The organism is Enterococcus sp. ARL09-542 (assembly GCF_005234805.1).
Taxonomy (GTDB): Bacteria; Bacillota; Bacilli; order Lactobacillales; family Enterococcaceae; genus Enterococcus_D; species Enterococcus_D gallinarum.
On sequence record NZ_QPQX01000003.1, the window covers coordinates 1 to 25145 of the forward strand.

29 protein-coding genes and 1 pseudogene are annotated in these 25145 nt (G+C 39.0%); 4 read left to right on the forward strand and 26 right to left on the reverse strand.

Annotated elements, in window-relative coordinates; genetic code table 11:
• Positions 1-79: 79 nt before the first annotated feature.
• The 24 genes and pseudogenes from DVW06_RS03955 to rpsP form a co-directional block, all read right to left on the reverse strand.
• A pseudogene (locus DVW06_RS03955) lies at positions 80-1579 on the reverse strand (ATP-binding protein); the annotation flags it as partial.
• Positions 1566-1955: a conjugal transfer protein gene (locus tag DVW06_RS03960; RefSeq protein WP_137264429.1), complete on the reverse strand. Its 390-nt coding sequence runs from the start codon at positions 1953-1955 to the stop codon at positions 1566-1568. The pseudogene DVW06_RS03955 and the gene DVW06_RS03960, both read right to left, overlap by 14 nt.
• A 176-nt stretch (positions 1956-2131) precedes the next feature.
• On the reverse strand, positions 2132-4372 hold the full coding sequence (locus DVW06_RS03965; protein ID WP_137264430.1) for a S8 family peptidase: 2241 nt from the start codon (positions 4370-4372) through the stop codon (positions 2132-2134).
• Complete coding sequence (locus tag DVW06_RS03970) at positions 4362-5429, reverse strand: ATP-binding protein (protein WP_002395161.1); 1068 nt, start codon at positions 5427-5429, stop codon at positions 4362-4364. Before DVW06_RS03970 ends, DVW06_RS03965 begins: the two co-directional genes overlap by 11 nt.
• A 172-nt stretch (positions 5430-5601) precedes the next feature.
• Positions 5602-6105 (reverse strand): antirestriction protein ArdA, encoded by a 504-nt coding sequence (locus tag DVW06_RS03975; RefSeq protein ID WP_137264431.1) that lies wholly within the window; start codon positions 6103-6105, stop codon positions 5602-5604.
• A 12-nt stretch (positions 6106-6117) separates the two neighbouring features.
• Complete coding sequence (locus DVW06_RS03980; RefSeq protein WP_002298822.1) at positions 6118-6339, reverse strand: hypothetical protein; 222 nt, start codon at positions 6337-6339, stop codon at positions 6118-6120.
• 4 nt (positions 6340-6343) lie between these two features.
• A complete protein-coding gene (locus tag DVW06_RS03985) occupies positions 6344-6463 on the reverse strand; it encodes a DUF3789 domain-containing protein (RefSeq protein WP_170081242.1) in 120 nt (39 codons plus the stop codon).
• A gap of 14 nt (positions 6464-6477) precedes the next feature.
• Complete coding sequence (gene mobT / locus DVW06_RS03990) at positions 6478-7662, reverse strand: MobT family relaxase (RefSeq protein ID WP_137264433.1); 1185 nt, start codon at positions 7660-7662, stop codon at positions 6478-6480.
• 256 nt (positions 7663-7918) lie between these two features.
• Positions 7919-8209: a hypothetical protein gene (locus DVW06_RS03995; protein ID WP_137264434.1), complete on the reverse strand. Its 291-nt coding sequence runs from the start codon at positions 8207-8209 to the stop codon at positions 7919-7921.
• Positions 8199-9257, reverse strand: a complete 1059-nt coding sequence (locus DVW06_RS04000) for a DNA cytosine methyltransferase (protein WP_137264435.1) — start codon at positions 9255-9257, stop codon at positions 8199-8201. Before DVW06_RS04000 ends, DVW06_RS03995 begins: the two co-directional genes overlap by 11 nt.
• A gap of 45 nt (positions 9258-9302) precedes the next feature.
• Complete coding sequence (locus tag DVW06_RS04005; RefSeq protein WP_137264436.1) at positions 9303-10670, reverse strand: FtsK/SpoIIIE domain-containing protein; 1368 nt, start codon at positions 10668-10670, stop codon at positions 9303-9305.
• A gap of 68 nt (positions 10671-10738) precedes the next feature.
• A complete protein-coding gene (locus DVW06_RS04010; protein WP_137264437.1) occupies positions 10739-11092 on the reverse strand; it encodes a type II toxin-antitoxin system RelB/DinJ family antitoxin in 354 nt (117 codons plus the stop codon).
• A complete protein-coding gene (locus DVW06_RS04015) occupies positions 11093-11467 on the reverse strand; it encodes a YdcP family protein (protein WP_137264438.1) in 375 nt (124 codons plus the stop codon). It lies immediately after the preceding gene.
• Positions 11468-11479: 12 nt separating this feature from the next.
• Entirely contained in the window at positions 11480-11794 is a 315-nt protein-coding gene (locus DVW06_RS04020; protein WP_137264439.1) for a YdcP family protein, read from the reverse strand.
• Between the two features lie 112 nt (positions 11795-11906).
• Positions 11907-15134: a fibrinogen-binding MSCRAMM adhesin Fss3 gene (gene fss3 / locus DVW06_RS04025; RefSeq protein WP_137264440.1), complete on the reverse strand. Its 3228-nt coding sequence runs from the start codon at positions 15132-15134 to the stop codon at positions 11907-11909.
• A gap of 80 nt (positions 15135-15214) precedes the next feature.
• Positions 15215-15877 carry a hypothetical protein gene (locus DVW06_RS04030; protein WP_103300913.1) on the reverse strand — a complete coding sequence of 221 codons (663 nt, stop codon included), beginning with the start codon at positions 15875-15877 and terminating at the stop codon, positions 15215-15217.
• A gap of 370 nt (positions 15878-16247) precedes the next feature.
• Positions 16248-16595, reverse strand: a complete 348-nt coding sequence (gene rplS, locus DVW06_RS04035) for a 50S ribosomal protein L19 (protein WP_002357176.1) — start codon at positions 16593-16595, stop codon at positions 16248-16250.
• Positions 16596-16852: 257 nt separating this feature from the next.
• Positions 16853-17608 (reverse strand): tRNA (guanosine(37)-N1)-methyltransferase TrmD, encoded by a 756-nt coding sequence (trmD, locus tag DVW06_RS04040; RefSeq protein WP_003127691.1) that lies wholly within the window; start codon positions 17606-17608, stop codon positions 16853-16855.
• The gene (gene rimM / locus DVW06_RS04045; RefSeq protein WP_003127690.1) at positions 17598-18122 is read right to left on the reverse strand and encodes a ribosome maturation factor RimM; all 525 of its coding nucleotides are present in this window, start codon (positions 18120-18122) and stop codon (positions 17598-17600) included. Before rimM ends, trmD begins: the two co-directional genes overlap by 11 nt.
• A 48-nt stretch (positions 18123-18170) precedes the next feature.
• A complete protein-coding gene (locus DVW06_RS04050) occupies positions 18171-18647 on the reverse strand; it encodes a GNAT family N-acetyltransferase (RefSeq protein ID WP_003127689.1) in 477 nt (158 codons plus the stop codon).
• 30 nt (positions 18648-18677) lie between these two features.
• On the reverse strand, positions 18678-19478 hold the full coding sequence (locus DVW06_RS04055; RefSeq protein ID WP_005471940.1) for a hypothetical protein: 801 nt from the start codon (positions 19476-19478) through the stop codon (positions 18678-18680).
• A gap of 74 nt (positions 19479-19552) precedes the next feature.
• Positions 19553-19816 (reverse strand): hypothetical protein, encoded by a 264-nt coding sequence (locus DVW06_RS04060; protein ID WP_003127687.1) that lies wholly within the window; start codon positions 19814-19816, stop codon positions 19553-19555.
• A gap of 111 nt (positions 19817-19927) precedes the next feature.
• Entirely contained in the window at positions 19928-20173 is a 246-nt protein-coding gene (locus DVW06_RS04065) for a KH domain-containing protein (RefSeq protein WP_003127686.1), read from the reverse strand.
• Positions 20174-20184: 11 nt separating this feature from the next.
• The gene (rpsP, locus tag DVW06_RS04070; protein ID WP_003127685.1) at positions 20185-20460 is read right to left on the reverse strand and encodes a 30S ribosomal protein S16; all 276 of its coding nucleotides are present in this window, start codon (positions 20458-20460) and stop codon (positions 20185-20187) included.
• Between the two features lie 278 nt (positions 20461-20738).
• On the opposite strand from rpsP, the gene DVW06_RS04080 reads away from it, so the two are divergent.
• Positions 20739-21290: an NADPH-dependent FMN reductase gene (locus DVW06_RS04080; protein ID WP_003127684.1), complete on the forward strand. Its 552-nt coding sequence runs from the start codon at positions 20739-20741 to the stop codon at positions 21288-21290.
• 173 nt (positions 21291-21463) lie between these two features.
• Here the strand turns inward: DVW06_RS04080 and DVW06_RS04085 are convergent, their stop codons facing one another.
• Positions 21464-21979 (reverse strand): dihydrofolate reductase family protein, encoded by a 516-nt coding sequence (locus DVW06_RS04085; RefSeq protein ID WP_005471936.1) that lies wholly within the window; start codon positions 21977-21979, stop codon positions 21464-21466.
• Positions 21980-22010: 31 nt separating this feature from the next.
• Positions 22011-22568 (reverse strand): DNA-3-methyladenine glycosylase I, encoded by a 558-nt coding sequence (locus DVW06_RS04090; RefSeq protein WP_005471934.1) that lies wholly within the window; start codon positions 22566-22568, stop codon positions 22011-22013.
• Between the two features lie 96 nt (positions 22569-22664).
• Between DVW06_RS04090 and DVW06_RS04095 the strand changes: the two genes are divergently transcribed.
• From DVW06_RS04095 to DVW06_RS04105, 3 genes are read left to right on the forward strand one after another with little or no spacing between them, the layout of a single operon-like run.
• A complete protein-coding gene (locus DVW06_RS04095) occupies positions 22665-23051 on the forward strand; it encodes a GntR family transcriptional regulator (RefSeq protein ID WP_003127681.1) in 387 nt (128 codons plus the stop codon).
• A complete protein-coding gene (locus DVW06_RS04100; RefSeq protein WP_005471930.1) occupies positions 23048-23929 on the forward strand; it encodes an ABC transporter ATP-binding protein in 882 nt (293 codons plus the stop codon). The genes DVW06_RS04095 and DVW06_RS04100 overlap by 4 nt, the downstream gene beginning before the upstream one ends.
• 12 nt (positions 23930-23941) lie before the next feature.
• Positions 23942-25099, forward strand: coding sequence for an ABC-2 transporter permease (locus DVW06_RS04105; protein ID WP_003127679.1), 1158 nt, complete (start codon positions 23942-23944; stop codon positions 25097-25099).
• Positions 25100-25145: the final 46 nt, after the last annotated feature.

Below are 25145 nucleotides of genomic sequence, written 5' to 3' on the forward strand. Positions count from 1 at the left end.
AGTTCTCCAACACACATTAAATATTGATTTAATGAAGTGCTGTGCCTACTCTTTTCAAGTAGGAACGTTTCGCACCTCCTTTTGGATCGACAATCACAGCTTGCCCACCAAAAAGAACAGCATAGTAGACCAAGAGATTGTTACTAAAGGACTTTCCGCCACCGAGTGAACCAAGGAACGCAGCAGCCAAAGCATTGGTAACTGAACCCTTGACCCCTTGTGAAGCTAATGCCGGTTTCAGGTAGACATTCCGCCCCGTATCTACATTGTAGCCAAAGTAGATGCCTTCTAATTCCCCTAGCTTTTGAGTAGCCCCAAAACCAAGTCCCGCCAGAAATTCAGACGTAACATATTGAATATAGTCATTCATATAGCGTTTGCTTGAGGGCAAAAATTCTTCATGTAGCCCCATCATATCGCCAAAAGGTCGGACTAATTTCACATTGGTATCATCATAAAAATCGAACACTTCATCACAGCGGCGTTTTAATTCATCCACTGATTCCGCACTCACTCGAACCACATAACTCAGTTTGTACATGGATTCTTTTGACTGATCCAAAGTGGTTTCCAATTCATCTACGGAATCCAACGCATCTAAAACATTGGAATTCGTTTCATTGTCAGATTGATAAGCATGGTTATCTAAATCTTTTAGTTCCTTTTTCTTATTGCGAACGGTAGCTAATGCCTTTTTGTTCGTAACAATTTCCACATTCATTGAAGTATCAATCGGAAAAGCGAATTGTTGTTGCTGGTAATAAAAAAGTTCTGAAGAAGGAAACTCCATCTCCCCTACAATCGTATTGACTGTCAAATAGGCTACATACGATTCATGATTTTCATGTTCCATGCGTAAGTACCGAGGCTTTTCTTCAATCAAACAACGACTAGGACGTAGCAGATCATAACGTTTCACCAGCGTTTCTGATTTCAGCTTTTTCTTTGGCAACTGAAATTCATATTCTTCAAACGTTGTGCCTTTTTCATCATAAATATGTTCAATCAAATACGTCAGATCACTCGGTGTGACTCGTCTGACTTTAAATCTTCGAGCCAATTTACTTTCCATTAGTTTTTCAAGCTTGGTATATCGGCGAATTTCTTCATTGGATAAGGAAACAAAATCACCCATCAAATGATGATTGACCTCATAGATAAATTCTTGAAAGCCGGAGAAGAAAGATTTCTTGAGACTCTTTAAATTGACCTCTTCATCTGTCGCAATTAGTTTAAAGCCAATAAAAAAGCGATAATCAATCTGACTATCGCCAATCATGGAGACTAAAGCATCTGTCTGTAAATCAATCCGTTGTTTCGCAACTTCTTTTAATCTCCCGGTAATTTCTATTTTCGATCGTTCCTGAGTGGCACGAATACTACTTTCTGTGGCGATTTGTAACGCATGGATCTTGCCTTCACGAATTTGCGCAATTAATTGGCGAAAGTTATCATGCACTTGATACTTCTGTTCAGGTGACAAAAAGGAATAGTTATAAGGCACTAATTCATAGTAGGCAAAACACTCGCCTTCTTGGTTAAAAACAAGATTATTTTCAATATACTTAATCGGGTACATAGTTCACACTCCTCACTAAAGTGACAGGTTCATCCCATCGTTTTTTCTGTTCTTTGACCTTCTTTCCTGCAAAAGTCACCTTAAATCGCAAGTGATAACTGATAAAGGATCGTAAAAATCCCAATGGTTTCTTGCCATCAAACGTTTTTTGCGACATAAACCAAGTAACCGCCACCGGTATGCCTAAGTATTTTAAAAATGCCCCCTCTATCATAGATAGTGGAGGCACATGGGCAAATACAATGACAAATAGCAAGGACAAAACAAACCAAGCCATCTGGTTAAAAGTCACAGGAAAAGGCAGCTGAAAGTCATTAATTGCGTAAATGACTTTTTCAACTGCCCAAATACTGGTGTAGCTTTTAATCTGTTTCATAATAAACCCCTTTCTAAAATTCATCAATAATAAAATGTACAAAAATAATTTAGAAAACTGTTCATACTCAATATATAAATAAAAAAGAGGATGATAATTTAAGCAATCCACCTTATCATCCATCTCTTTCTATACATAAATTACTATTTTTTCAGAGCGTATAAACTACTCTATTCCTACTCGAAATTAATTTCTTCATTTAAGGTTTGGAAAATGTCTTGTTTCACTTGAATATCCAATTGATTTACTATCCAACCATTCAAATTACAGTTACGGATAAATTCATCAATACGATTAACGCCAGTAATTTCTTTCAAAGTAACTACAACTCCAAATCTGAGCCCCTCTCCATCTTTGGGGTCTAATCTATTTGTTGTTTTTACTTCCATTCCCCAGTTCTTATTGTTTTGATAAGACTTTTTCATTTGTTTGTTTGGTTTAGGCACTTCAGCGATATACTTTACATTATCCCACTTTCGGAAATTCGAACGGGCATCAACTTCCAAAAGTAGAAACCTATCTTCGAGACTCACTTCATCCTCATTTTGCCGGTCACCTTTGATATCTTTAATTTTCCCATCATCTTTGATTCTTCCAAAATGAATATTTAGTTCGGTATTCGTATAATCAACCCCTTGCGCCCTATTACAAGTTGGGAAGTAACACATTGTTGCTCTTGCTACATAAGGATATTTATTTTCAGTCAAAGGTACTGGAAAACTATAATTATACGAATTCCACTTTTCACTTACATCAGTTACAAGAAATTTGATTTCATCATCTGCAGTTTGAACTATATCTTCGATTCTTATTGGAACCGTTCCATGTCCGTATAGAGAGATTTGTTCTGGCGTAGGTTTATCGTTCCAGCCTTTCGCTGAATCAATAATCATAGCCTTTGCAAGTTCTCTGTTCAATCCTAGTATATCAATAAGGTACGATAATTTCCTTGCAATCCAAGGCGCAGCATATGATGTACCTGATACCTTTGCCTCCCCTAAAGGCTCACAGACAGTAATATATTGCTCTTCACTACCACCATAATAACTTACGTCAGGCTTCGCGAAGAATGATAATGCAATACCTCTTCTAGAATAATTTGTAGAAAGACCTTGTTTTGTTACAGAGTTTACAATAATTCCATTTATAGAATCGGCTGGTGATCCGATTTTTTCAATATCTGGAACTGTTTTATTGGTTCCTGCTATTACAAAAATAACATCATATTGGAATTGAATTTGATCCAAAACCGCAGCCTCTGCAGAAATGAAATTATCATTAATTTCTTGATTACTACCTAGTGAAATATTCCAAACCTTGATATCCAAGTTAGATGATACAATTTCTCTGATTTTTTTTATGATGGTAAAAGAAGAAAAATTTCCACCTGTTGCTATTCCAAAATGTCGTACTCTAAACCGACCGCACCCATCATCTAACCAAGGATTTAACTTTGGCCCATCTACAATAATTGAGGAAACACCAGTACCATGTCGAAAATCTTTCGACTCAATTGGTATTTCCGGGTCAATCATTTGATGATATTCTACCCATGTACTAAAATACACCCGGCTATCAAAAAGTGTATCAATTACGCCAATAGTTGGTTCCCCATCTGGATTTGGAATACTCATTAATACATCTGAAAAATCATCAATAAAATCACTAGGTGACATTTCAGATAAATCTTCAGTTGCCATAGATACTAGATAAGGGGCTTTTTCATATAAGATATTTAGTTCATTCTCATTCAAAAATACTGTTTGGTCTCCCAAAACACGTGAGTTGATTATGTCAATCCCTAATCCTTTAAGAAGTTTGCGAACATCCATATTTGTATCAAACAAAGTAACAATACTTTCGCTGTTCTTCCTATCAGCTAAATCAACTTCAAAATTTTCAATATAGGATACATCTGCGATAACTTGCTTGAAAAGTGATTTACTAATAACTGAGTTCTCAAATTTGATACGTTTAATTATTGCCGCATCATCAAAACTCTCCTTGTCTATTGAACCATTATAATGCTCAATCAATATTTCTTTTGCACTTTCAAGTAACCTTATTGTTTTTTCAAGATCAGAAATTGATAAATAATAAGTGATTATATGTTTTGTTTTATCGTCATTAAATTTCGCACCTACAACTGCAGCATTTGAGTTTACTCCCTTTAATAAACCCGCAATTCGATTGCTTTTAGCAACTATTTTACAATAGTGGACACTTATTAATACCCCCGAAAATGGTCTAGATTCCTTTAACCAAAAATTTTTGATCTGATCTATTTTATTTCTTAACAAATCCAAATTACTAACAGCTACATCACGTTGACTATTCATGTTTGCTCCACCTGGCCGTCCTGATCTAACTGCTTGAACAAACCTTTTACCTCTAAGTTCTAATACGTTATTCGCCATCTAGCTTATCCTCCATCAATTTTCTAGAGACACTGCTTTTTGAATCTCCCGTCAGCTTTTCAATTTCTCGGACAGTAAAACCTTGCTTGTGCAATTCTTTGATACTTGTACTTTCAAGATTCCCAATAAGATTATTATACAGTCTTCTTAGGTAATCATATCCATTTTCAGTATCGCTAAATGCCAATGAAGTTTTTATAATATTTTTCAAATCACCAGGATATGGTAGCTCCGGAGAAACATTAAGGATTTTTTTGAATAGTCGTACATCCCTAGAGATATTTTTAAAGTTCTTAGAATAGGAAGCAAAAAAGTATTCGCCCACTTCAATAAGATCTTGTTTTGAATATCGATTGAAACTTATAACCGCATCAAAACGTCTAGAGAGTGCTTTGTCAAAATTGGAAAATAAATTTGTAGTTGCAATCAATACAATTTCGTTGTTCAAATCAGTCAATCGATCTAACTCTCTTAAGATAGTGGAAGTTACACGCCCCATTTCACGGACATCATTTTGATTTATTCTATCCAAAGCTATAACATCGATTTCGTCAAATAGAATAACAGTTCTATCTGGATAAGGTAATTTATTGATTTCTTGGAATACATTAGATATATTTTTATTAGTCTGACCAAGTCTACTATCGATTAGGTTGTCGAAATCAACATAGTATAGTGCTCTACCTAAAAGTCTAGCAACTTGCTTAGCGGCCTCTGTTTTGCCACTACCAGGCATTCCTTCGAAAAGAAATTTATTAATACCAATATTGTGATGTATAGCATTAATGATACCCTTTATGTCTTCAGTAATCTCAACAGGTAAATTTAATGGTGATAGATTATTTGTCTCAATTGTTTTAAGAAGGTCACTTTCAAAGTCACTAGCTTGTGGAGTATACAGATTTGACTCGGCTATCAATCCCATTATATACTCTGCCAATTGATGGTCCCCCATACTATCAAACCGTTTAGCAATCTCAATCGCTTCATTTCTAAAGGCATTTTCGTTTTTTTCAACATGGTACTTAATTAGATTTAAAATATTTTGTTTTCTCACGATTTGACCCTCCTATCTTAACAAGAGCATAACATATTCCGGGACAAAAATATATAGATTGGGACAAAAAACGATAATTTTATTTTACTTGCTATATGAAGCAGACAAAACAGCTCCATATCAACAAAACATCTTCTAGCATTTCAAATAAAATATTTCCTAGTATTAATTTCTAGACTATATATTCAAAAACTCCACGACTAGTAACTAAATAATTCCCTCCAGTCTCTAAATCTCGACCATAAGCCTCATAGTCAATATAATTTTGTAAATAAGCAGGAACTTCACCTAAAGCACCTGTCTCCACAATCAAGTAATACGCTACATCACTCATATCATCGCAATCCGGATAATAGATAATATCATCCACATGCTCTACCATTTCCTCGAAAGAATTGAAGAAAGCGTGTTGAATCTCTAAAGCTACTTCACCAACTGGCGTTCCTTCAAGCTCCTCCGCTAAGCCACACAACCGATTAATTTCCTCAATTGGTGTATACTCATCAATCTCAAAGGGGAGCTCATAATCATGGATTGCATATTCCTCATATTCATTATTTAATCCAATCCGTACTTTCACTTCATCAAAATTGACAGGTGGGGTAAACCACGCCCCCACCAACTCACCTTCATTGTACTTTCCAAGGTTCACAATATAAACACGCATCTGTTCCATCGTGAATCCTCCTTAGGCACCGACAATTCGGTTAAACAAATTAAGCAAGACATCCTTCACCCCAGAAGCATTGAAGACCAGTCCGACCGCAATCAAGGCAATGACCAAGAAGCCAATCAGTTTGGAAAACTCTCGCTTAAATCCTAAAAATAAACCAATAACCACAATTGCCAGTAAAACTAAGGATTGGGCATTGGTTAAAAACCATTGATACAAATTTTGTCCGAAATTCATCTTGTCACTTTCCTTTCTTTTCCATTACTCGGTCTGCTGTTGCACTTGTATTCATCAAACAAATCATAGTAACACCAAGCATACTGCCACCAACTACCAATAACATATCTTTTATATTTTCCATCGCAATTCCTCTTTTCATATAATCAAGTTTTCGATTGCCATACTTTGTTGCTCCAAAATCTTTTTGTGCCGGTCTGATAAGCGCGCATTGTTCACCATATCCTGAATATAGGTTGTCTGATTTAAACGATCCAATTCCTTAGCCATCTTCCACGTAGGGGCGACCTGGCGTCCAAGCCAATTCAACGTTCGTTCAATGGTATATGGTTTCGGTTCAGAGGTTAAGTGAATTTCCTTACGATTCCGTCCAATGAAGCGCCCCCATTGTTCATTCAAGGGCCAGTTAGTTCGCCTCTTTCCTTCCACCTTATCCGCAAATCGCAAATAACGATTGATAATGGAAAACGTAGTACTTTCAATGCTACGACCTTTTAACAAATCTTGAATTGCATGATAGGCACGGTCATTTTTCAATCGAATCTCAAAGCGATTTTTCGTTTCAGTTTGGTCTAATGGAATCCCTAACTTGATATATTGCTCATAATCTTTTTCGTACAAACAAAAATAGACCTCACTCTTGAGGCTGCCGATATATAAGGTATTGCCCATACCATCCTTTTCATCAGCTTTCAACAACTCTCCGGAACGATAACTTTTAAAGGTACGAAACAAGGAGATACATTCTTCCTTCTGACATTTTTTCGTTAAATCAGGAATATTCAATAGCCCCACTCGATCATTGATTGCCAAATCCAAGCGTTTCATCACGCCACTAACTTTTAGACAATCTTCGAAAAAGTCGTACCAGCTACGTTTTTGAGCGAATAAAAAAGTTTCAAACTGCCGACAGCCACGACCCTTTAATTCCAAAAGGACACCTTTATCTTCTTCATGAGATAACATCACCACAATATCTCCCATGACGTATTGTTCTTGATAGGAGTAAAAGGCGTAATCTTCATGAAGCATATAATCAAATTTCAAATGGAGAATTTCTTGAATAACTTTCCGCACATCCGTTGTGGGGAAACGAATCCTTACGTAATCAAACAGTAACGTTAAAGGCAATTCGGGATTGAAACTTTCCAGCTGATCAAAAATTTTCCTCATGGTCTTTTCTGATGGCGTAAGTAGACCTGATTCAATCTTATTGATATACTCTCGAGTCAAATTACATGCAACAGCTAATTTGTTCTGCGAAACCTTATAATCTTTACGCTTTTTTTTCAGCAATTCCTTACTTAAATTTCTTTTCGCCAAATAATCACCTCCTAAAGCAAAAGTGTGAAGTAATTGACGAATTCTTCACACTTAATCAAATCGTTAATTTTCCTTGCTACACCAGCAATTCTTAATGATTACTTGCTTATTTTTTGTGTTTTTGTACCCCCCTGTTAGATACGGGGGGTGGGACATCATGGCCGACTGGCGCCGTCCATGAACAGGCACTGACCACGGAGGATTTCTGCTTCGCAAATCCCCCGCGGTCAGTGCCTATCAGTGGTTTGTTTAGCCGTTACTCCTCGATAATACCCTCAATTTCCAATTCTGCTTTTATCTCAAACAAGTATTGACGGATATCCGGTTCTTTGGCAAAGTTCGCAATCCGTTCCAATTCACTGATGACTTGATTCATCTCAATTCGAGCATCGATTTCCTCGTCCATTACATATGAATCACCAGGGACCTTCAACCCATTTTTTCGAATATCGAAATTGAGCCGGTACAGTTCTTCTTCCAATTCCGGATCTGACTGAATCTTGCCAATCACCCAGTAGATTTCTCCAATCAACTCATCATAAATCATGTGCTTTTACCTCCTTTAATCCTCTTGCAATATCAAAAATGACCGGAACTGTGACAGAGTTTCCGGCCTGTTTATACAACTGACTATCTGAATTGACTTGAGAAGCTCGGTAAAAAGCCCAATCGGGAAAGCCTTGAAGTCGCCAGCACTCTCTAGGTGTTAGCTTCCGAATCTGGTACTGATCCGTGACGACCGCTTGTTGGTCTCCTGGCTTGGCCTCTTGATATTCTGTTCCATTTTTCCGAATCATGATCTTCGTTCCCCCTTGTTTCGTTGACAAAGTGGGAGCTGTACCGGTTACTTCGTAAACTCGATTACCTTGTTCGAAATTTCCCGGTAAAATACCCGCTACAGAAATCCCATCATTTACCGGCAAGGCAATTTTAATTCCTTCATCTCCCGTTAAAGTTGGCGCAACTCCATCTGAACCATAGACTTGTCCACCCATTCCACGATTGGAAGGATTGATATTTACCAAGTTTCTGATGTTTTGATCAGATGTTGAAGACGATCCAATGATAGGAAATACTTGTTCGGTACATGAATCTCGAGAATATCCGATAAGGAAGATCCGCTCGCAGCTTTGGGGAACGTAGGTCTTTGAGTTAAGCACCTGCCACTCCACGTCATACCATAATCCATCCAGCGTTCGGAGGATCGTCTCGAACGTAGCCCCTCCTTCGTGATTGAGCAATCCTCGGACGTTCTCAAGGAATAGAAACTTAGGTTGGAGAAGAGTGGCGAACCGAGCGATTTCAAAGAATAAAGTACCTCGAGTATCGGAAAATCCTTGCCGCTTTCCCGCAATTGAAAAAGCTTGGCACGGAAATCCGCCGCAAAGGATGTCCACTGGTCCGAGGGATCGAACAAACTCATCTGATACACTTGTGATGTCATGCATTTCCACCTCCTTACTTGTATCATGAATTGCCTTGTAGCTCCGCCGGGCAAATTCATCAATTTCACAAAAGCCGATACACTGGTGACCGGCTTGTTCCATGTCTAAGCGAAAGCCACCGATCCCGGCGAATAAATCTAAAAATGTCATAAATCACCTCAATAAAAAAAGCCTAGGATTATTGATATTCCCAAGCTACATGCTATTACTTTCTCTTTCCGTACGAACATTTAATCCAGCAATGTTACTAATTTCCCTTAAAAAATCATACCCTTTTGGCACAAGTGGCGTATAAAACTCACTAATCACACTCCCTCCAGTATCCACATAGCCTCGACCTTTGATGCGTTTCATAAAGAAATTTTTATCAACTTCTCCAAACATCATGGAATACCCGAGTTCACTCATGCGACCCAAAGCTACTCGAAAGTTAAATTGATCGCGAATCCCGTCTCCTAAATATTTTGCATCGGGTCTTTGACAAGCCAGAATTAGAAAGAAACCAGACTGACGACCCAACATCACGATTTGTTTGAGCTTATTTAAAATCACCGCACTTTCTTTCGTCGTTAACATTTCCATATAAGCCACGTATTCATCAAAGATTAAAAAGTTTGGTGGAAGTCCAAGAAACGCATAATTCTCTCCAGTTTTGTAGTTGGACATTTCTTTCATTGCCTTGCTACGAGCCACCATGCGTTCGTAAAAATCTTCCACACATGCAGAAATTTCTTCTTTTTGGGAGTATACGTGAGGCATCACCGTACCTAAATCGGCTAGGTCGGCATTTTTGGGATCGAGGATAAACAATTCTGCATCTGACTTCAATAGTGCTTGAATAATGGTGAGTAAGAAATAGGTCTTCCCACCACCTGTCCCACCTGCGATTAACATATGAGGCAAGGAATCATACACCCATACTTGATTTTTCATCAATCGCAACGCCCCATTTTCTGCCACTACTTCTTCTATCCCAATTCGATTGGCAATCATATCGTATAACAAGGTGTATTCCACATAAGAGTCTTTGAGTTCCTTTTCTACTAACTCACAATACAGCCCACTTTCTAGCTTCTTTTCCAACTTCAATAGCTGATCTTGATATTTTCCCAGTGAAATTTGAACACGAATTGAAAGTAATTCATCCGTCATTCGATAATAGATTTTGGGGAAGTAACTGATAGTGTCTTTGGTTCGACTACTATTTAAATCTTTGAAAAAGCCTTCACTTTGAGTTTGTTTCACTTCATACCAATGGTTTTCTAGAATCATCCGAGCTAGTTTTTGTCTATGCCACAAGCTTCGCCAATGATCAGGAAAAAAGTGAATATAAAGCAACAGCATAACTCCTGAAAAAGCGAGACTTCCAAGTAAGCAGATTAATTCCTTCATAGACCAAACAGTTTCAATAGTAGAAAGTGATACCCTAGAAATATCAAATTTTCTAAGCTCTTGAAAATAAAAGACACCCATCCAACCGATGAACAAAGCGATTAGCCAGCCAAGAATAAAGTGATAAACCAAGTGCTGATCTCTTGCGCGTATGCGATGTCCTTTGTACATTTTGATGGTTTCCACCTCCAATCAAAAAAAACCAATAGGATTTCATTGGTCAATTTCAAAAAGTCATGCTAGTCATTTACTGTTACGGGAAGTTGTTTCGTTTCAACCAATTGTGTTAAAAAACCTTCAATAGCATCCGGCATCTCCACACCGATTTCTTCTAAAACAGATTCTGCTTGACGACATAAACTTTCATTTACCTCGACAACCATAAAGAAGGACTCTTCCTCCCCTAACCAATTCAGTACATCAAAGTCTTCTTCGACATCATTACCTACTTCCAGTAATCCTTGATGCATAATCAAAAACATTTTTTCATCATAGGTTAATGCGTTAGTGAGTTGTTCCTCAGTTAACTCGCCTTTGCCAAATTGATCGAGACAATCTAAAATATGTTCCACATTAATTTCCATCTTCTTCACCTATTTCTTTCCTTCATTTTGGTTCGTAGGATTTCCTTGAGTCGGTTGTCGTTTCAAGACTAAATCGTCTGCCTTAATAAACCAATTAACAGTAGTTCCTTCTCGAAAAACATAATTGGCGACTGTATCCACAATTGGATTGACCAACTCTACCTCTGCATCATAAGCAAACTCGCGTAAGGGTACATTTGCTGGAATACTAACTTGGATCATTCGACCTTGTGCAGAGGATTTCAAATTATAGGTTCGTTCTTTTACCTCGTTACTAATCGTTCCATCCTCATTTTGCTTCCGTACTTCTCGGCGTAATGCGGAAAATCGCAACTTGCCAAAGGTTAATCCTGAATCTACAACAATACCTCCTGTTAATCTCATCTTCTTTTCCTCCTATGCTTTCACTAAATCATCAACATACAACACGTAATCAGTAAACCCACGATTCTCAATCTCATAGCCTTTGGCAACCAAGTGGGGATTCACGGCTTTTAGCAGTTGGTCTTGATCAAAGTCCTTTTCACCGGCTTCCGCAGCTACTACCACCTCAATATCATCAGCCCGTTGCTTACTAGAATACAAATGATAACTGCGACCAATCACCGTAGTATTCCGTCCATATCCTTCTGTTAAAATTTCTCCTTCACCGGCATAACTCAACTTTCCAAAGGTTTCAGTCATATCTGGCACGACAAATTTCAATTCCATCTTCTTTTCCTCTTTTCATTGTTAGTTTTGGATACAAAAATAGCGTGACCACTTTGTTAGGAGGCGGTCGCGCACGTTGGTTCTTAGGATTTACTTGTATCATCTCATCACCTTAGTTACGGCGATTCCAGAAATAATAGCCCGCCGTCGCAAAAATCAAAGTAAAACCAATGAACAGTAAAACATTGGAATTTTTCTCCCCAGTTTGAGGGAATGTCTTCACTGTGGGACTAGATTCTTGATAGCCACTTGGAACAGTTGGTGTTTCCGGTTGTTTCGGCGTACGTGGTGTGGTTGGAACTTTTTTGGGCGTTAAGGTTTGTTTTTTTTCTTTTAGATCCTCATTGTGTTTCCCATTGATATTCTCATCTTTATCATAATTGATTTCTGCAAAAGTAAACTTGGTTCCTTCTGGATACTTTCCGGTATCTACTTTTTCCGCAAGCATAGTTTTGGTAAATTCTTTATCATTTACTTCATAATCAATCTTGCCTGATTTCCAAATTTCTTTGTTTGTACCATCCGGTAGTAGTGCATACAGAATTGTTTCGAAAGCTTCTTTTGATCCATCCAATACATCATGAGTAATAGATACATCATCAAACATATCCACCACATCACCATGAGTAAAGGTCTGAGAACCATCTTCTAGGTGGGCTTTTGTTTGGATGGAAACATGACGTTCCACCGTACAATTAACAGTTTGGGCTTGATTATTCAAGCTAGCATCCTTCGATACTGGCTCATCGCCTGCTTCAAAAGCTTCCTTATTTTCATACACATAGTTGAATAAGACGATGATTTTATCCAAAACTTGTTCGGCGGTTAATTTATGCCGAATTTCCCAAGTTCCTGTTTTCTCTTTATTCGCCAAAGTGGCGGTTGTTTCGGCAATCACGACTGGTTTGGCTTTTTCATCTTTTTCTTGGGCAGCTTTTGTGGCTTCCACATCAATGGCTTGCGCTACCAAATACCAGTCTTCTTTGATTTCATGTAGATTGTAACTCAATTTATCAACTAACTCGGTAGAATCAAGGGTAGTTAATTCTTTGTCTCCGTCTTTCCAAGTCGCAAGAGAAGTTAAACTATCTTCTTCCACAGGCAAATCATAAAGCATCAAACGGTTCAAACTAACAGAAAATGCTTTGTTCGTCAGTTTCTCGTAAGGAACGGTGACCGTTTTAATTGGTTGTTTTTGGCCGTGTTCGGTAATAGTAAAGACATACTCACTCTTCACAGAGTCTTTTTTGTTCTCCTTAAAGGTAGAACGGATTTCTAATGGCGTAATCTTTTGAAATCCTTCTGGCGCTTCTACTTCTTCAAGTAAATAATCTCCATAAGGAAGATTTTCAAACTTCCCATAGCCATCAAACCCTAATTGCTCGTTATAAGCAGTGGTCGCTTCATCTTCGGCACCTGTGATTTCATTGGTTCCTTCTAATGGTGACACTTTAAAGGTCAGATCATTGAAGCCAGTTTCGGCAGTACCCGCAGCTGATCCAGCAAATTTAAAGAAATCAAAACCAAAGCGAATCACTTGTTCCTTTGCCGTAACATCTCGGGTAATCACCGCATTTTTTTCATTATCATCCACCTTTTTGATAGATACAGGATACTTCGCTTCATCCAAGGTATATCCTTCAGGCGCTTTGGTTTCTTGCCAGTAATACTCGTTGATAGATAAATGTTTAACGGCAACTTGGTTCTTTTCGTCTAAAGTCAAAGTGACGGTTTCATCAGAAGCTTTCGTTCCCTTCACTAATTCTGGTTTAAAAGCCTCACTCCATTTAACAGCTTTTCCATCCTTAGCAGTAAACAAGGTGTATTCAGCACCCTCAAAGACTGCTTTACCTTGTGTTTTATCCCCAGTATCTTTGTCTTCTTTCGTCAAAGTGGTTTCGCCAGTGATTTCTTGATTTTGCCCTTTTACGTTACTGGTAACAAGGGCTACGGTTTGATTGGCATACTTCAATTCGACTTTTACAGGTTTGAACGTATTCACGAACCCATGACTAGCTTTAGTTTCGGTCACATAATAGGTTCCCAATTCCAACGCATTAGCAATCTCTTTTGGTGTTTCCGCATGACCGTTTTCATCCGTGGTCATTTCTTGAACGATTTCACCGGTTGGACTGTCTTTGCGAATGGCAAACGTATTACCAGCTAAGGAATAATTGTCATTCCAAAGATCACTCCCTGTTTCAACTCCGCTTTTATCCAGAATGATTTGACCTTTTTCCCGTGTATTTTTTGAAGTCACGTAAATGGTTTCGCCTGCTTTAATGGTGGTAGTCATGGGGGTGGTATCAATCGTATAAGGCGCCGGTACTGATTTTTCGGTAATGGTTACTTTTGTACCATGAGGAATCTCATCCAATGAAGCAATTCCTTCTTTATCGGTAGTCAAGTCTTTTGCAGGTAAAGATTTTCCAAAGTCTAAATGGAAAACCGTTCCTGGTATAATATCACCCGATTCTTTATCAACTTTTTTAATCTTAAAAGAACCTTCCGTTTTTATATCAATTTTGACCGTGTAAGTGTTCGGCTTATCAATTGCCCCGGCCATTAAAGTCTGTTGGCCAGCCTTTTTATAGGCGACAGGTGTTCCGGTACCAGCAGATTTCTTAAGCGTCAGCACACCATTTTCTTTTGAATTGGCAGTTGGGGTGATTATCAACTGACTGCCATTCACACGATAATCAATGTTTGCGGTATTTTCCACAACCTCATCGAACTCTGACAAATTAAGATTATTCGTATCCGTCACAGTAGTCGATTGCCCTAATACTGTTTTAGCAGTACTATTATGGAAGTTTGGTTTCTTCTGATAATCGGCAATGGCTTGATTTATTTTTGCCTCAATGGCTGAGATATTTACGGCACTACCATCTGATCGTTTGATTGAGTGAAGGGTATATCCATTAACTTCTTGCCAGATCATCTTCTGTGCCACAATATGAGTATCTGCATCTGTACCGGCTTTTTTCCATAAAACAGAAACTAGTTTCGCTTTCTCAGACATATCAGGCAATGGATTTTTCTCATAGCCAGGAGTGAACTCATTGTAAATCGGGACTCCTGGTTCAATACAGAAAATATCTTGTTTCACGCCATTGTACACTGCATAATGCGGAACAGTGACTTCTGACATCGGACGACCGTCACTAAACGTTCCTTCGACAACATATTGATGTGCTAAATCTAGTTCTACGGTTACCGTTTGTGGATGAGTAATTTCATCGGCGAAGGCAATCGAAGGAACAATCGTTCCGCCAATTGTTTGACCTAATAGTGCCCAAGCCGCAAATAATCGACAATTTTTAAATCTCGGCTTTATCATAAAATAAAATCCCCTTTCGTTTTTAGGTAATAAAAAAAGACGTTCAACTTTTTATTTTGAACGTCTAGTCTAGAGTTTTACTATTTAGTTTTCTTCTTTTTAGATAAGTTATTTCTCTGCTTATTGATTTTGATTTTTCGATAGTCAAACCCTATTTCTGTCATCAACTCTTCCCAATTTTTATTTGTTCTTTTCATTATTGTATCAACTGATGGTAACTTTGGTGATTGAACTAGTTTTCGAAATTTCGTCATTGATAAATCATCCTGTAATTTTAATCGGACTATTTCATTTCTTAGTTCAAGCATTAGTTCAAAATCAGTAAAAGAAGACTTCTCTGTATTCTTTCTAAATAGATACCTTATATCTCCAAATCTCTTTTTCAATGTACTCAATGAAGGAACGTCTTTTCCTACTGATCTTTTTTCATACATACGCTGAGAAGTTATTTTCTCAACCGTAATAAAAGACTCTACTATTTTCAATAAATCTTTTTCTGATATTTTTGCCCATTTCCCATATTCTCCATTATCACACCCAAGACTAACTAATAAGTTTTTCCATGAACCATATTTTTGATTGATAAACCACATACTTGGTGCAGAATTGGGATTTTCTAATAATTTCCTCTGATATTGACGGCTAGATTTTATTTCGTGTTTTTCGATAAATTGATTGATTAACAAAATCAGTTTTAGATCACTTAGATTCTTCCATACGATTCGTCCATCATCTTGTTTCACGATAAAAACTCCTAAAAATTATTTAGATAGAATCCTATCACATCAACTTTTTAGTAGAAAAGTACATGTTTTGGCTTTTTCGAAAAAAGTCGACCCTTTTAGTAACTCGGGTTCAGAAGTTGCTAAATTCGGTAAATGTTTTGGTATTTTTCGTATTAAATTTGTCGTCAAATTGACTACGAAATTTTGCCCTATTTTGACGACACTGATAGTCAAAATCGGACAATCTAGGGCAATTTAATGGAATATGAATGAAAAATGATCCAAAATAGCCAATTGAGGCTTAAAACTGTGATAGTGAAAAAAGAAAAAGCCCTTGATATACAAGGACTTTTCACAGATTTCAGATTTCCAAGGAAGTTTCCCGTGTTTATCTTCTGATTTCTTTGATACGAGCTGCTTTTCCGTGTAATGCACGCAAGTAGTACAATTTTGCACGACGTACTTTACCGTAACGAACAACTTCGATTTGTGCAACACGTGGTGTGTGCAATGGGAAGGTACGTTCAACACCTACACCATTTGATACTTTACGAACGGTATAAGTTTCGCTAATACCAGCTCCGCGGCGTTTGATAACAACACCTTCAAATAACTGGATACGTTCGCGCGTTCCTTCAACAACTTTCGCATGAACGCGAACAGTGTCCCCAGGACGGAAAGCTGGGATGTCAGTACGTAATTGTTCTTGAGTTAATTCTTGAATCAATGGATTCATCTTTATCATTCTCCTTATTCCCAAACATTCTTAAAGCAATTTGCTCCAGCGGAATATCGTAATAGTTGAGTTTACACTCACTGAAATATCTTACCATAACTTTCCAGCTCATGTAAAGACAAATTTCTTGTCACCAGCTTTTTTTCCCGACATTTATTTTGTCTCTATAAAAAAGACAACGGACTAGACTGGTGCTTCTAGTATCCGTTGTGGTGGTTTCATTTGATTGCAGGTGCGATTCTAGATACTGAGATTTCTTACTTTGATTCATCCTCTGCCGAAGCTTCTTCGTCGATCTCTTGTAGCATTTTTTTCATTTCTGCTGTTAGGGGATAATCCGCCAACATATCAGGTCGTCGATGATAAGTTCGTCTCAAGGATTCTTTTAAGCGCCATTCTTCGATCAGTTTGTGGTTGCCGTTCATCAAGACTGGTGGGACCGTCATCCCTTGAAATTCTGCTGGTCGCGTGTACTGCGGGTGTTCAAGCAACCCTGTGGAGTGGGAATCAGTCTGCGCAGACGTCTCGTTTCCTAGCACTTCAGGCAGCAAACGAACGGTCGCATCGATCATCACCATCGCGCCTAATTCGCCACCAGTCAAAACATAATCCCCGAGAGAAACTTCATCCGTCACTAGCGAACGAATTCGTTCATCATACCCTTCATAATGTCCGCAGATAAATACCAGATGCTCTTCTTGCGAAAAAGATTCGGCCATTTTTTGATCGAATTTCTTACCGGCAGGGTCTAACAAGATAATACGTTTTTTGGTTTGCGGGGTGGCAGTTTCGATCGCTTTTAAATTATCATAGATCGGCTGAACTTTCAGCAGCATCCCTGCCCCTCCGCCATAAGGGTAGTCATCTACTGTTTGGTGTTTGTTGTCCGAAAATTCGCGAAAGTTTGAGACATTGATTTCTAGAAGCTCTTTTTCCCGAGCTTTTCCAATGATCGATTCCCCCATTGGGCCGTCAAACATTCTTGGGAATAAGGTTAAAACATCAATCCTCATCATCCAACAACCCTTCTGGGATCTCAATATGCACTTCGCCTTTATCCAAATCAATTTGCTTTACCACTGATTCGATGTAGGGAATCAACGCATCTTTTTTGCCTTTGCGTTGGACTACCCAAACATCATTGGCACCGGGAGATAGGATTTCTTTGATTTTTCCTAGTTCTCTGGCTTGCTCATCAATGACGGTCAAGCCGATGATTTCATGATAGTAATACTCATTTTCTGTTAGTTCGCTTAATTCGTCTTTTGAAACTTTTAAGATACCGTCTCGCAAAGGTTCCACATCATTGATCGTGGGGTACCCCTCGAATGTCAATAAATCAAAATTCTTGTGTTTACGATGACCAGCGACGGTTAATTCCAGCGGTGCTTTATTTTCTCGAAACAGTGTTAATCGTTGCCCTTTACGGTAGCGTTCTTCTGGGAAATCGGTTTGCGAGATCACTCGTACTTCTCCCCGGATTCCGTGGGTATTGACAATTTTTCCTACATTTAAAAATTCAGTCACGATTGGTCCTCATTTCCTTTATAATCCTTCTCATTTTAGCATGGGGAGTTAAGGAATTCTAGTGTTTTCCCGAGGTGGAACTGCTTGGATCATCAACAAGCATGGATTTTCCGCTCCCCAAAGGGTGGGAAATGTTTCGACAGGCAAAAAACCCATCGCCTCATAAAAACTTCGTGTACGTTGATAGTGTTGGTCTGGATGCGTCTCTGCCAATGTCTTAACCTGTAAAAAGGCCATACTTTCTCGTTGGCACCAACGGATGGCTTCTTGGATCAATTGGCTGCCGATTCCTTGATGGTGATCGGCTTTCAATACGCCCATAACATAGATCTCAGCAGTCGCTGGACTTGTTTTTACAAGGGTCAAAAAACCTTTGTTCTCTACAACGATCATTTCTTGATAGGCACTTTTTTCAATATAATCGGCAGTGCTTTCAGGCAGGCCGAACCATTCCGGCAAATCAGCCAGAATGGTTTGTGCGATCTGTTTCTTTTCTTGAGGATCAGATAAATACGTAATCTGCATGACTTCCTCCTACACGTTAGATTGGCTCTTTTATTGATTCATTGAGACAGCCATTTTCAATGCGGATAAAGGATCTTGATGTTGCAAGGTATAAGTGATCTTACTGTCTTGCCAAGAAACGCTGTTAGCCGTGTAATCTGATTTTCCCATATCAATGGTGATTTGGCCAATTCCTGGAGCGGGCAGCATAGCTTCTTCTAAATAGGCCACGATTTTTTTTGCTACTGGCACGGGATCTTGATTCTCTTGATTGACTGCTCGAACCGTCAAGTTCCAATTGCCTTCTTGCCAACTTAGATAACTGGAACCAGCTGCACCTTGCATATGACCAGTGATGTTATGTCCTAGATCGACCGCCTGTCCGCCTTCATCAAGGTTCGCATGTACAGCCTCCGCCGCTTGGTCTTCATTTTCGTAAGCAGCATTTTTGTAGCTAGCGATTGGTGTCTCATTGTTCAATGATGGATCATTCAATTCTCGTTGATCATTTAACTGATAATAGAGGATAGAGAGTTGATCTGCCCCTTCGTCGGTTGCAGCATTCAAGGTCTTTTGCTCCGTCACCGGCACCTCTGATGGCAAGCGATCCTGCGGAAAAGCAGCTGACAACTGATCCAGTGTTCCTGCTTGGGTAACTGTCTTACTTGAAGTTTGCGCGGCACTGCTGGAGGCTGCCTCACTACTACTGCTACTGCTTTCAGAAGAAATGGTTGTACTAGTATGAGTGCTTGAATGGGTTGACTCAGACTTATCCGTATTATTTTTCGTGTCGCATCCTGCTAATGCCCCAATGGCCAATACTGTCACTAGGAGACCTATTTCTTTTTTCATGATGATTTCCCCCTTTTTATAGAGCATACCTTTTCCAAAATAAAAAGACAAACAACTTTGCTTGTCTCCTGTTCCTAGCTAATCCTATTCGAAATCCAGCTTTGCAAGGCTTGCCAGCCGTCTTTTACCCATTGAATTCCTTGGTCCAAATAAGTTGGTAGTTGATCCCAGCGGAAATCTCGTGTCCATTGACTAACTTGTGTAAAGATGACATCCCGATAGATCCATAGTAAAAATAGCAAAAACAATACGCCTAATATGCGCCAGATAAATGACCCCACTTTATAAATAAAGATCAAAACAAAAATAAATAGGATCCATGCAATCACTTGTGACATACTCCCGCCTCCTTTTTCTTATTATCTCAAAAATCAGCCGATCTGTCATAGGTCTTGAGCATGAACTAACAGGATAGAAAAAAAGCATCACTCAATGAGTGATGCGATCAATTACTTTCCATCAATGATATTTAAACGGACCTTTTTGGGGCCGTTGGTGCGAACCCCGTAAACGATCGTCCGGATTGCTTTAGCCACCCGACCTTGTTTACCAATGATTCGTCCGATATCTTCCGGAGCAACTGTAAGATTATATTCAAAGAAATCTTCTGATTCAACCACATCAAGCTGGATCTCCTCAGGTTTGGTCACTAATGGTGAAACGATCGTTAAGACTAATTCTTGCAAATCATTCATCCGTCGTCACCTTATTTCTTAGTGAATTTAGCTTCGTGGTGTTTTTTCATTACGCCTTCTTTTGAAAGAATATTGCGTACTGTATCAGAAGGTTGCGCACCTTTTGATAACCAATCAAGAATCAAATCTTCTTTGATTGTCACTTCAGCTGGGTCTTGCAAAGGATTGTAAGTACCTACTGTTTCGATGAAACGTCCGTCACGAGGAGAACGTGAATCTGCTACGACAATACGGTAAAAAGGTTTCTTTTTAGAACCCATGCGTTTTAAACGAATTTTTACTGCCATTATTTACACCTCCATTGTTTTAATCACAAGAGCTAGTTTAACAGGTTTTACTGACGGTGTAAAGAGTTTTTTCTTTACAGTCTCTTTTTTTCTGTTTCTTTCTTCTATAGGTTATCTTTTGCCAGATTTTCCTGCAACGCGTATCATTAGAGAGAGACAGTCATTATAGCTGAGACATCGCTTTATGAATGGATTTTCTAGGCAAATGCTTTTTATTTGTCAGTTTTACTTACTTTTGGTAAGATAAAACATGTAAAAGATATGAGGAGGAATTCAACATGACAAAAAAAATTGGTTTTATCGTTGGTAGTTTACGCGAAGGCTCTTATAACAAGCTGGTAGCGAAGAAATTTGCAGAATTATTGCCAGAAGGTTTCGAAGCTGTCTTTTTAGAAATCGGCAATCTCCCATTTTATAATGAAGACTTGGAAGTAGAAGGCAAAGTGCCTACTGAATGGACAACATTCCGTAATGAATTGCAAAGTGTGGACGGTGTATTCTTCTTTACACCAGAGTACAATCGTTCTGTTCCAGCAGCATTGAAAAATGCCTTGGATGTCGGTTCACGTCCTTATGGAGCAAGCAGCTGGAGCGGGAAACCTGCTTTAGTCGTAAGTGTTTCACCAGGTGCGATCGCTGGTTTTGGTGCGAACCATCACCTGCGTCAATCATTGGTATTCTTAGATATGCCGACTTTGCAACAACCAGAAGCTTATATCGGTGGAATCATGAACTTGATCGATGAAAACAATACGATCAAAGAAGATACCGTCAACTTCTTCCAAACAATCGTTGACAACTACATCGACTTGTTTAACCGTTACAACTAAAAACCGGTCACGATTTTGTGACAGTCAGATAAGAAACGCACACTCACTGATCTATCCCATAAGGGAAACCAGTGAGTGTGCGTTTTTTTGCTGGATGGTTCAATGTAAACTCTGAGTGAATCATAAGGAAGTATCTGCAACACAGAAAAAGAGAAACTCAGAAAGCAAGCCATCTATTTCCGTTGATAGTGGATCTCTACGAGTTCACCCATTTGCGTCATATCCACGAATTGTAAACGAGTAGTATACTCTCCTGGCTCAAACAAGCGCTTGCCTGTTCCTAATAACACAGGAGCGATCTGTACATACCATTCATCAATCAGATCTGCTTCCAATAAAGGGTGCAATAACTTTCCACCGCCAACCAACCAAACCGTTTTCTCTTTTTTCAATTGTGATAAAAAAGCAACCGGGTCTTGATCCACAACTACTGCGTCCGTTAAATCGGTCTGCATCTGACGGGAAAACACATAATTTTCTTTTTCTGGATAGAGCTTCTCCGTCGCCAACATTTTTTTGGCTTCTTCGTACGTCTTACGGCCCATCGCTGTTGCATCAATCGTTTCAAAAAATTTCTCATACGTAGTACTTGTCCCCGTATCGGTCTCCAACAACCAGTCCAATTGATCCTTTGCTCCAGCTAAATAGCCATCTAAACTGATAGCGCCATAAAAAACCAGTTTTCCCATATAAGACTCCTCCTCGATTTTTCTCTTCTTTCTAACGTTCCTCGTAACAGATACAGCTTGTCAGGTGATCGTTAACCATTCCTACAGCTTCCATGAATGCATAGATTGTCGTCGTTCCTACAAACTTAAAGCCACGGGCTTTCAAATCTTTCGCCAAGCGATCAGAAATTGGTGAATGGGTGGGTACTTCTGATTGTGTTTGAAAATGATTGATGACGGGTCGATGGTCGACATAACGCCATAAAAAATCAGAAAAACTTCCGATTTCTTGCTGAATCGCTAATACGAGTTGTGCATTATGAACTGCCGCTTCTATTTTTCTGCGATTACGAATAATACCGGGATCATCCATCAGTGCTAGAATTTTTTCCTCCGAATAATTGGCTACTGTCTCAATATCAAAGTGATCATATGCTTGATCAAAATTTGACATCTTGTTCAAAATCGTTTGCCAACTCAGCCCTGCTTGATTCATATCTAAAACCAACTTACGAAACAACTGCTGATCATCATACTCCGGTTTCCCCCAGACATGATCATGGTACTCTTGCATTGCGGGACTACTTGTTGCCCAACCACAACGAGTCATAGTCACTCCTCCTTTTTGTCTTATTTTAGCAAAAGTTCTTTACTTTTGATAGTGTACTACGTATACTAGTACACATAAATGAAAGGGGCTGAGTACATGGTCATGATCAACAAGACAAGCAGCAAACCTTATTACGAGCAGCTGATATTGAGCATCAAAGAAGACATCTTGCATGGTGTTTTGAGACCGGGTGATCAAATTCCTTCGGTTCGTGAGATGGCCAAACGCTTGTTGATGAATCCAAATACCGTCAGCAAGGCCTACAAAATATTAGAAAATGAGCAGGTCTTGATCACCATCAAAGGCAAAGGAACGTTTGTCAAAGCACTGGACAGTGTTCCACGCGACGAGCGGCGCATCCAACAATTAAAAGAACGATTGAAAGAATTAGTGATCGAGGCAGGACATTTGCAGATCAGCATCCAAGAAATCACTGCTTGGGTCACTGTTTTTGAAGAAGAACTGGGAGGGATCAATAAATGAACCTAGAAGGCGTTACAAAGAAAATTGAAGGGACTACTATTCTAGAAGATGTTACATTTTCATTGCGCAAAAATGAAATCGTTGGCTTGATTGGGCGCAACGGCTCTGGAAAAACCACGCTTTTCCGTACACTCTCAGGACAGTACGCTTTAGACGGCGGCGAAATCATGATTGATGGTCAATCATTGGCCCAGAAGCCACAACTAAAGGAAAACTTATTTTATATCGATGAAAAAGAGAACTTTTTAGCGGCGTATTCATTGAAAAAAATCAATGCCTTTTATCGTCTCGCTTATTCCCACTTTAATCAAAACCTTTATCTTGAGCTGATGCAGAGCAATGGATTGCCGCTTGGCCATTCGTATCGCCGAATGTCTAAAGGCATGCAAGGATTGTATAAAATGATCTTAGCCATTGCTTCAAATGCCGATTACTTGCTATTGGACGAACCTTTTGACGGTTTAGATATTATTGTACGCAAAAAGGTCATTGGCCTTTTGTTAGAAAACTTGAGTGAATCTAATCGCACAGCCATCATCGCTTCTCATAATCTAAATGAGCTTGAGAACATTATCGACCGAGCCCTTTTAATCAAAGGAAGAACAATCGCTAAAGATTATCGGTTAGAAACGATGCGGGAAAATGCCCGTAAAATTCAATTCGTCTTTCGTGGGAAACAGGTACCGCCAATGATCAAACAGCATTCGAAATTGATCAATCGTCAAGGGCGGGTGATTGTTGCTTTGTTCGAAGAATACGACGCGGCATTAGAAGAACAGATCCGGCAACTAGAGCCGTTGCTCTTTGAAGAACTCCCATTGACCTTGGAAGATTTATTTGAAGCCAATTTGAGTCAAGAATCCCTGTTGAAAGGTTAGAGGTGAAAGAAAATGTTAAAACAAATTTATTGCCAGCGATATGGCAAACTGTTGCTTGGCTTTTGTCTGATCTTGGTTTTGATTTATGCAGGAATGGGCTGGGATACCCAACGTTCTTGGCACAATCAAAAGAACTATTTTGATTCAGAAGAATTCAAGAAAGATTTCCAAGAGCATCCTGATTACTATATTAAGGACTATAACGGAGAAAAACCAGTCTATTACTCATCGATCGATGAATACAAGGATGAAAACTTGCTCATTTATAATAGTCCGGTACCAGAAAGTAATGGACAGGATACGTATATTGCTAATTTCAATACCTCAGGCGCTTATTTTATTCTTCCATTATTGTTTGTTTTTGGTTTTCTTAGTTTTTTCATTGATCAAAAGACAAATTTCAATCGTTTTTTATTCTCATTGCCGTTTAAAAAACGACAGATTTTCCGTCAAAAAGCGGTTTTCTTATTTGCACCGGTCAGTTTCGCTTTAATCATTGGTATTTTGAGCAATATTTGCATTCGCTACTTGATGATTCCCTCCGAATATTTCCAAATTCCGCTATCAGATCTATTCGCATCTGGTGTTGGTACGTTTGTAGGAAATTTGGCAGTGACAGCCATCGGATCCTTCTTAGGGGTGCTTTTGGGCAATCTCTTTTTCGGTCCATTAACGATCGTTTTGATTTTTTTCTTGATGAGCGGTTTTTACAGTTTTTACTATAATCTGCAAGAATTTCTCAGCTTTTTCTTCTATGGAAAAGGGGGGCACTTAGTATTGAACAATCTTTGGAATGACTGGCCCAATGGCTTACCAGTCAATTGGTGGGCAGTCTTCGCCACACTACTCCTATCCTTGTTGTTGATTGCTGCTGCTCAAGAAGTGTTTGCCCGCATCTCCTTAGAAAATGACGGCGACTATCTGACGGTTCCCGCCTTTCGATTGCCCGTCTTTTTAGTGATGGCCATTGGTACTTGGTTCTACTTGATCAATATGAATTGGTTGCTGGTCCAACTCTATTATGATGACTTCTCTCAAACGAGAACTATCGTTTCGATTTGTATTTACTTAGTGGTCTGTCTTGTAGTCAGCTTCCTATTGGTTTATCCGAAAGCAATCAAAAAATGGTGGCATGCTCGTCGCTTTATGAATAGCCGGACTGTCAGCTAGCACTTCTTTGACAGTCTTCCTTTTTAAAAGAAAAAAACAACCGTTA

Bases quoted from the DNA above. Each gene is read 5' to 3' on its own strand.
- DVW06_RS03960 (WP_137264429.1), bottom strand. From the start codon at position 1,955: ATGAAACAGATTAAAAGCTACACCAGTATTTGGGCAGTTGAAAAAGTC.
- DVW06_RS03965 (WP_137264430.1), bottom strand. From the start codon at position 4,372: ATGGCGAATAACGTATTAGAACTTAGAGGTAAAAGGTTTGTTCAAGCA.
- DVW06_RS03975 (WP_137264431.1), bottom strand. From the start codon at position 6,105: ATGGAACAGATGCGTGTTTATATTGTGAACCTTGGAAAGTACAATGAA.
- DVW06_RS03980 (WP_002298822.1), bottom strand. From the start codon at position 6,339: ATGAATTTCGGACAAAATTTGTATCAATGGTTTTTAACCAATGCCCAA.
- DVW06_RS03985 (WP_170081242.1), bottom strand. From the start codon at position 6,463: ATGGAAAATATAAAAGATATGTTATTGGTAGTTGGTGGCAGTATGCTT.
- DVW06_RS03995 (WP_137264434.1), bottom strand. From the start codon at position 8,209: ATGATTTATGATGAGTTGATTGGAGAAATCTACTGGGTGATTGGCAAG.
- DVW06_RS04000 (WP_137264435.1), bottom strand. From the start codon at position 9,257: ATGACATTTTTAGATTTATTCGCCGGGATCGGTGGCTTTCGCTTAGAC.
- DVW06_RS04005 (WP_137264436.1), bottom strand. From the start codon at position 10,670: ATGTACAAAGGACATCGCATACGCGCAAGAGATCAGCACTTGGTTTAT.
- DVW06_RS04015 (WP_137264438.1), bottom strand. From the start codon at position 11,467: ATGAGATTAACAGGAGGTATTGTTGTAGATTCAGGATTAACCTTTGGC.
- DVW06_RS04020 (WP_137264439.1), bottom strand. From the start codon at position 11,794: ATGGAATTGAAATTTGTCGTGCCAGATATGACTGAAACCTTTGGAAAG.
- fss3 (WP_137264440.1), bottom strand. From the start codon at position 15,134: ATGATAAAGCCGAGATTTAAAAATTGTCGATTATTTGCGGCTTGGGCA.
- rplS (WP_002357176.1), bottom strand. From the start codon at position 16,595: ATGAATCCATTGATTCAAGAATTAACTCAAGAACAATTACGTACTGAC.
- trmD (WP_003127691.1), bottom strand. From the start codon at position 17,608: ATGAGGATTGATGTTTTAACCTTATTCCCAAGAATGTTTGACGGCCCA.
- DVW06_RS04050 (WP_003127689.1), bottom strand. From the start codon at position 18,647: ATGCAGATTACGTATTTATCTGATCCTCAAGAAAAGAAACAGATCGCA.
- DVW06_RS04055 (WP_005471940.1), bottom strand. From the start codon at position 19,478: ATGAAAAAAGAAATAGGTCTCCTAGTGACAGTATTGGCCATTGGGGCA.
- DVW06_RS04060 (WP_003127687.1), bottom strand. From the start codon at position 19,816: ATGTCACAAGTGATTGCATGGATCCTATTTATTTTTGTTTTGATCTTT.
- DVW06_RS04065 (WP_003127686.1), bottom strand. From the start codon at position 20,173: ATGAATGATTTGCAAGAATTAGTCTTAACGATCGTTTCACCATTAGTG.
- rpsP (WP_003127685.1), bottom strand. From the start codon at position 20,460: ATGGCAGTAAAAATTCGTTTAAAACGCATGGGTTCTAAAAAGAAACCT.
- DVW06_RS04080 (WP_003127684.1), top strand. From the start codon at position 20,739: ATGACAAAAAAAATTGGTTTTATCGTTGGTAGTTTACGCGAAGGCTCT.
- DVW06_RS04085 (WP_005471936.1), bottom strand. From the start codon at position 21,979: ATGGGAAAACTGGTTTTTTATGGCGCTATCAGTTTAGATGGCTATTTA.
- DVW06_RS04090 (WP_005471934.1), bottom strand. From the start codon at position 22,568: ATGACTCGTTGTGGTTGGGCAACAAGTAGTCCCGCAATGCAAGAGTAC.
- DVW06_RS04095 (WP_003127681.1), top strand. From the start codon at position 22,665: ATGGTCATGATCAACAAGACAAGCAGCAAACCTTATTACGAGCAGCTG.
- DVW06_RS04100 (WP_005471930.1), top strand. From the start codon at position 23,048: ATGAACCTAGAAGGCGTTACAAAGAAAATTGAAGGGACTACTATTCTA.
- DVW06_RS04105 (WP_003127679.1), top strand. From the start codon at position 23,942: ATGTTAAAACAAATTTATTGCCAGCGATATGGCAAACTGTTGCTTGGC.